We start from the raw sequence: 5,961 nt of genomic DNA on the forward strand, positions 1-5,961 counted from the left end.
AGCGTCCCGCCCCCGGGGCGCGGCGCCTGGGCCGTGGGCCGCGAGCGGCTGCGGGTCGCCGCCACGACCGAGCCCGGACGGCTCCGGATCCTCGGCGCCGTCCTCGCCCTGCTCGTCGTCGCGTTCGGGGCCGTCACCGCCCTCCAGGTCGACGACCGGGCCGGCGCCGCCGACGACGTCGTCCACCGCAGCCAGCCGCTCTCCGGCAAGGCCGCCTCCCTCTACCGGTACCTCGCCGACGCGGACACCACCGCCGCCAGCGGCTTCCTCGCGGGCACCCTCGAACCGAAGAAGTCCCGCGAGCGGTACGACCGGGACATCGCCGGGGCCGCCCGGCTCCTCGTCGAGGCCGCCGCGGACACCGAGGGATCGGGCGCCTCGGCCGCCGAGCTGGCCGTCCTCAACGAACAGCTCCCCCGCTACACGGGCCTGATCGAGCGCGCCAGAGCCGCCAACCGGCAGGGACTGCCGCTGGGCGGCGCCTATCTGCGGTACGCCAACCAGCAGATGACCACCACCCTGCTCCCCGCCGCCGAGCGGCTCTACGAGGCCGAGACCCGGCGGCTCCACGAGGACGACTCGGCGGCCCGTGCCTGGCCCCGGGTGTCGATCGCCCTCGGGCTCCTCGCCCTCGCCGCCCTCGGCTGGGCCCAGCGCCGAACCTATCTGCGCACCCACCGGGTGTTCAACCAGGGGCTGCTCGCCGCCACCGCCGCCACCGCCGTCGCCCTGCTCTGGGTGGTCTCCGCGCACGCCGTCGCCCGCTCCGGCCTGAACGACGCGCAGGTCCACGGGCAGGACTCCCTCCAGGTGCTCAACACCGCCCGGATCGGCTCCCTCACGGCCCGCGCCAACGAGAACCTGACCCTGGTGGCCCGGGGCGCGGTCCTCACCGAGGACGCCGACCCGCGCAACCGCAAGGACAAGTACGACACGGACTACGCGGCGAGCATGGACACCCTGACCAGGTCCCTCGCCGCCGCCCGCGACCGGGCCGACGACACCGCGGGACGCGTCCCCGTCGACGAGGCCATCGCCCGCACCGGGGAGTGGCAGCGGCGCCACAAGGCGGCCCGCGCGCAGGACGAGGCCGGTGACTACGAGGGCGCCCTCGGCCGGATCCTCGGCCCGAAGGACTCCACGGACCAGGCCTTCGACCAGGTCGACACGGCCCTGGAGCGAGCCCTCGCGCACGAGGAGGTCGAGTTCACCCGTGCCGCCTCGGCTGCGGGGGACGCGCTGCGGGGGCTGCCGCTGGGCGCGGCGGTCCTCGGCGTTCTCGGCGCGGCGGGCGCCGTGCTCGGCGTCAACCGCAGACTGTCGGAGTACCGGTGAGAGGGGGCGGGGTGCCGAACGGCTCTTTCCCGCTGGCGCGGCGGACGGCACGTCGGTTCCGGGGCTGGGGCGGGGTGGCCGCGATGGCCGTGGCGTGCGGGCTCACCGGCTCGCTCACCCTGCTGCCGCTGGCCCACGGCACGCCCGGCGCGGACGCTCCCGGGACGCGCGGTCCGGGCGCCGGCATCGGCACCGGCATCCAGATCAAGGCGGAGACCTGCGCGCACCCGGAGGCCTCGCTGACCCCGTCGTCGGCGGACGGACCCTCGGTCGAGGCGATCAAGCGGCGCGGGAAGCTGATCGTCGGCGTCGACCAGTCCAGCTACCGCTGGGGCTACCGGAATCCGGCGAAGGGCGTCCTGGAGGGCTTCGACATCGATCTGGCCCGTGCCATCGCCCAGGACCTGCTCGGCGACCGGAACGCGGTCATCCTCCGCGCGATCCCCACCAACCAGCGGACCGCACTGCTGAACAGCGGGAAGATCGACCTGGTGGTGCGCACCATGACGATCAACTGCAAGCGGATCGGGGAAGTGGCCTTCTCCACCGCCTACTTCCAGGCCGGCCAGCAGGTCCTGGCACCCAAGGCGGCCCGGGACATCACGGGGTACGACTCCTCGCTGCACGGCAAGCGGGTCTGCACCGCCGAGGGTTCCACCGCCTACGACGCCCTGGCGGAGAAGTCCTTCGGCGCGGTCTTCAAGGACGAGGGCGACGGCACCAAGGACGACAAGGACCTGCTGACCGTCCCCAACCAGCTGGACTGTCTGGCCAGGCTCCAGCTCGGCGAGGTCGACGCGATCGTCACCGACAACGCCCTGGCGGCGGGCCAGGCGGCGCAGGACCCGGCGGTGGAGCTGAAGGGCAGGCCGTTCACCGAGGAGTACTACGGGGTGGCGGCCAAGCTGGGCAACGACGACCTGGTCCGCCGGGTCAACCAGGTCCTGGTGCGCTACCGGCAGGGGCCCTGGCAGCAGGCGTACAAGACCTGGCTGGAGAAGGACCTGCCCGGGATACCGGGGCCGCCCGCTCCCCTGTACAAGTGACGCGGTCCCGGGCAGCGGCGCCGTACCGGCGCCCGTACACGGAGAGGAAGAGGTGACCGATGGGCGTCCCGGGATCCCCTGGGCCGGTGATGGACCGGGACGAGGTGGACCGCGCGCTGGCGCGGCACGGAGCCGAGCACAAGGCCGTCGAGGACTCCCTCCTCGCACTCCAGGACCACGCGGGCCGCAGACTGCTCGAAGGGGCGACGCTGACCGGCACGACCCTGGACCGGTGGGCGGCGGCCGAGCGGACCATCACGCTGCTCTGGAGCTGCTTCGAGGTGTACACCGAGGCGCTGCGGAAGGCCCGTGAGGTGCGGGCCGGACACCGCTGGCCCGGCCGGGAGGAGCTGGCCGGGCTGACCGAGCGGCTGCGCGGGGAGAGCGTGGTCGTCGCGGGCGGGGCGGGCGAGCGGGGGCTGCTGTCGGAGCGGTTCACCCTGGAGGGCCTGGTCCGGCGGATGAACGAGCTGTACGCCTCCTCCCTCGACGTGGTGGTCACCGCCGACGCCGTCTGGTCGGCGCTGCCCGCCCGGATCGACCTGCTCGCCGCAGAGCTGGGCCGGACCCGTTCGCTCGCCCACTCCGTCGGCGTACGCCCCGGGGAGCATCCGGCGGGCGACGAACTGGAGGCGATCACCGCCGAGCTGACCGCGCTGCGGTCCCAGGTGGTGACGGACCCGCTGGCGTTCTGGCATCCGGCGGCGGGGAGTTCGGCGCCCGGCGGCGGGCGGCCCGACACCCTGCGGTACGACCGGGCGGCGCTCGCCCTGGAGGACGTCCGCCGCGAGATAGAGGCGGTGCTCGCGGTCCGGCAGGACTCCGAGGAGCGGCTGATGCGGCTGCGGGACGTGCTCTCCCGGGCGGAACGGACGCTCGCGGAGGCGCGGTCCGCGCGCGGGGAGGTCCTCGCGAAGATCGCCGCCTCGGAGGTGCCGGCCGTCAGCGGGCCGTCGACCGTGCTCCACGAGCGCCTCGCCGCCGCCGCCGATCACCGCAGACACGCCCGCTGGCACCGTCTCTCTCCACTCCTCGACTCCCTCGAACGGGAGGCGGAGGACGAGCTTTTGCGGGCCCGCGAGTCGCTGACGGCGGTCACCGCGCCCCTCGCCGTACGGGCGGAGCTGCGGGGCCGCCTGGACGCCTACCGGGCGAAGGTGGCGCGTCTGGGCGGCGCCGAGGACCCGATCCTGACGGAGCGGTACGACACGGCCCGCCGGATGCTGTGGTCCGCGCCCTGCGACCTGCGGGTCGCGGAGCAGGCGGTGCTGCGCTACCAGCGGACGGTGGCGGAGGTACTGTCCGGCCCGAGAGACACGGGAGGACGCGAGTGGTGAGCGGGGAGACGGGCGTGGGGAGCTGTCAACGTCCCTCGTGCGAGGGCTCGTACGAGGACATGGGAGGCGGCGAGCTGTACTGCGGCGCCTGCGGCCTGGCCCCGGTGGTCGCCCCCGGCGGCGACATCGGCCCGACACCGACGGGGGTGACGGTCGCACGCGGAGGCTCATCGCGGGGTCCCCTGCGGGGGTCGGGACGCGCTTCGGCTTCGGCTTCGGGCCAGGTTCCGGGTGCCGGTGCGGGGTCCTCGGGCTGGTTCCCGGGGGCCGGTACGGGCGTCTCGGGCCAGGTTCCGGGCGCGGGGTCCGGCTCGCTGCCGGACACAGGACGGGGCGCTGGACAGGGCTCCGGCTCGCACGCGGGGTCCGGCTCGCTGCCGGGCTCAGGTCCGGGACCGGGCTCCGGGCCAGGCGTCGGCTCGGGCCCGATCGTCGGCCCCGGCTCGATCGCGGGTGCGGGTGCGGGTGCGGGTGCGAGTGCGGGTGCGGGTGCGGGCCGAGGTTCCGGCTCGATTCCCGGTTCCCGCCCGAGCGGCGGCTCCGGCTCGGCCCCGGGCACGGTCCCTGGTGCGGCCCAAGGTTCCGGTCCCGTCCCGGGGTCCGGTTCGGGCCCCGGCTCCGGTCCGGCCTCCGGCACCGGCTCGCCCCCGGGCACAGGTCCGGGCACAGCCCAAGGTTCCGGTCCCGTCCCCGGCTCCCGTCCGGCCTCCGGCACCGGCTCCGCCCCGGGCGCGGCCCCGGTCCCGGGCCCCGGCCAGGCCCCCAACACGGGCGCGGGCACCGGCCCGTTCCCCGGCACGGGCGCAGGCCCGACCCCCGGCACCGGCACCGGCACCGGCACCGGCACCGACGGTCCCTCCTCCGCCTCCAACTCCAACTCCTCCGCCTCCTCCTCCCGAAGCGCCAGTGCCTCCTCCCGGCGGTCCGTGTCCGGGCGGCTTTCGCCGGGGCTCTCCGGGGGGGCCACCGCGCCTTCCGTCTCGGTGCGCAGTACCGGGTCCTCCAGCGGGCAGTCCGCCCGCAACCGGCTGGGGGCGGGGCTCGTGGCGATTCCCGAGGTGCCTCGGCCCGATCCTCGGGGCGCGGTCATGGCGAATCCCGAGGTCCCGGAGCGGAAGCGATTCTGCTCGCGTTCGGACTGCGGGGCGCCGGTGGGGCGTTCGCGGGGCGAGCGGCAGGGGCGTACCGAAGGTTTCTGCACCGCGTGCGGGCACCCGTACTCCTTCGTGCCGAAGTTGCGCGGCGGGGACATCGTGCACGGCCAGTACGAGGTGGCGGGGTGTCTCGCGCACGGCGGGCTCGGCTGGATCTACCTCGCCGTGGACCGGGCCGTCTCCGACCGGTGGGTGGTGCTCAAGGGCCTGCTCGACACGGGTGACCAGGACGCCATGGCGGCGGCGATCTCGGAGCGCCGCTTCCTCGCCGAGATCGAGCACGCGAACATCGTCCGCATCTACAACTTCGTCGAGCACCTCGACCAGCGGACCGGCTCCCTCGACGGCTACATCGTCATGGAGTACGTCGGCGGCAAGTCGCTCAAGGAGATCGCCAACGACCGGCGGGCGCCCGACGGGCGGCGCGACCCGCTGCCGGTCGAGCAGGCCTGCGCGTACGGGATCGAGGCCCTGGAGGCGCTCGGGCATCTGCACAGCAGGAACCTGCTGTACTGCGACTTCAAGGTGGACAACGCGATCCAGTCCGAGGACCAGCTGAAGCTCATCGACATGGGCGCGGTCCGGCGGATGGACGACGAGGAGTCCGCGATCTACGGGACGGTCGGCTACCAGGCGCCGGAGGTGGCCGAGGTCGGCCCGTCGGTCGCCAGCGACCTGTACACGGTGGCGCGCACGCTCGCGGTGATGACCTTCGACTTCCAGGGCTACACCAACGTCTTCGTGGACTCGCTGCCCGATCCGGAGCACATCGAGGTCTTCCGGGCGTACGAGTCGTACTACCGGTTCCTGGTCCGGGCGACCGACCCGGACCCGGCCCGCCGGTTCGCCTCCGCGCAGGAGATGGCCGAGCAGTTGACGGGGGTGCTGCGCGAGGTCGTGGCGCTCCAGTCGGGGCGGCCGCGTCCGGCGCTCTCGACGCTCTTCGGGACCGAGGTGCGGGTCACCGACACGGCGCTGTTCGCCGAGCCGGCACAGGACGTGTCGCTCCTCGGCGCGCGCCGGAGCCGGTTCCGGCGCCGTGGGCGGGCCGGGGCCACCGCGAGCCCGGCGGTCGGGCCGCCCTCGGGG

4 protein-coding genes are annotated in these 5,961 nt (G+C 74.7%); all 4 read left to right on the top strand.

What is annotated here, in order from left to right:
• A partial coding sequence (locus BU197_RS18280) for a hypothetical protein (protein ID WP_223184103.1) occupies positions 1-1,335 on the top strand: 1,335 nt, incomplete at its 5' end.
• Positions 1,332-2,381: a glutamate ABC transporter substrate-binding protein gene (locus BU197_RS18285; RefSeq protein ID WP_188269359.1), complete on the top strand. Its 1,050-nt coding sequence runs from the start codon at positions 1,332-1,334 to the stop codon at positions 2,379-2,381. The genes BU197_RS18280 and BU197_RS18285, both read left to right, overlap by 4 nt.
• Before the next feature lie 59 nt (positions 2,382-2,440).
• Positions 2,441-3,718 (top strand): hypothetical protein, encoded by a 1,278-nt coding sequence (locus BU197_RS18290; protein ID WP_188269360.1) that lies wholly within the window; start codon positions 2,441-2,443, stop codon positions 3,716-3,718.
• Positions 3,719-4,230: 512 nt separating this feature from the next.
• On the top strand, positions 4,231-5,961 hold a 1,731-nt coding region (locus BU197_RS18295; RefSeq protein WP_411158500.1), incomplete at its 3' end, for a serine/threonine protein kinase.

The sequence above is a fragment of the Streptomyces sp. CBMA291 genome (assembly GCF_014596525.1).
GTDB lineage: Bacteria > Actinomycetota > Actinomycetes > Streptomycetales > Streptomycetaceae > Streptomyces.

Coding starts and splice junctions, on each gene's coding strand:
- BU197_RS18290 (WP_188269360.1), top strand. CDS start 2,441: ATGGGCGTCCCGGGATCCCCTGGGCCGGTGATGGACCGGGACGAGGTG.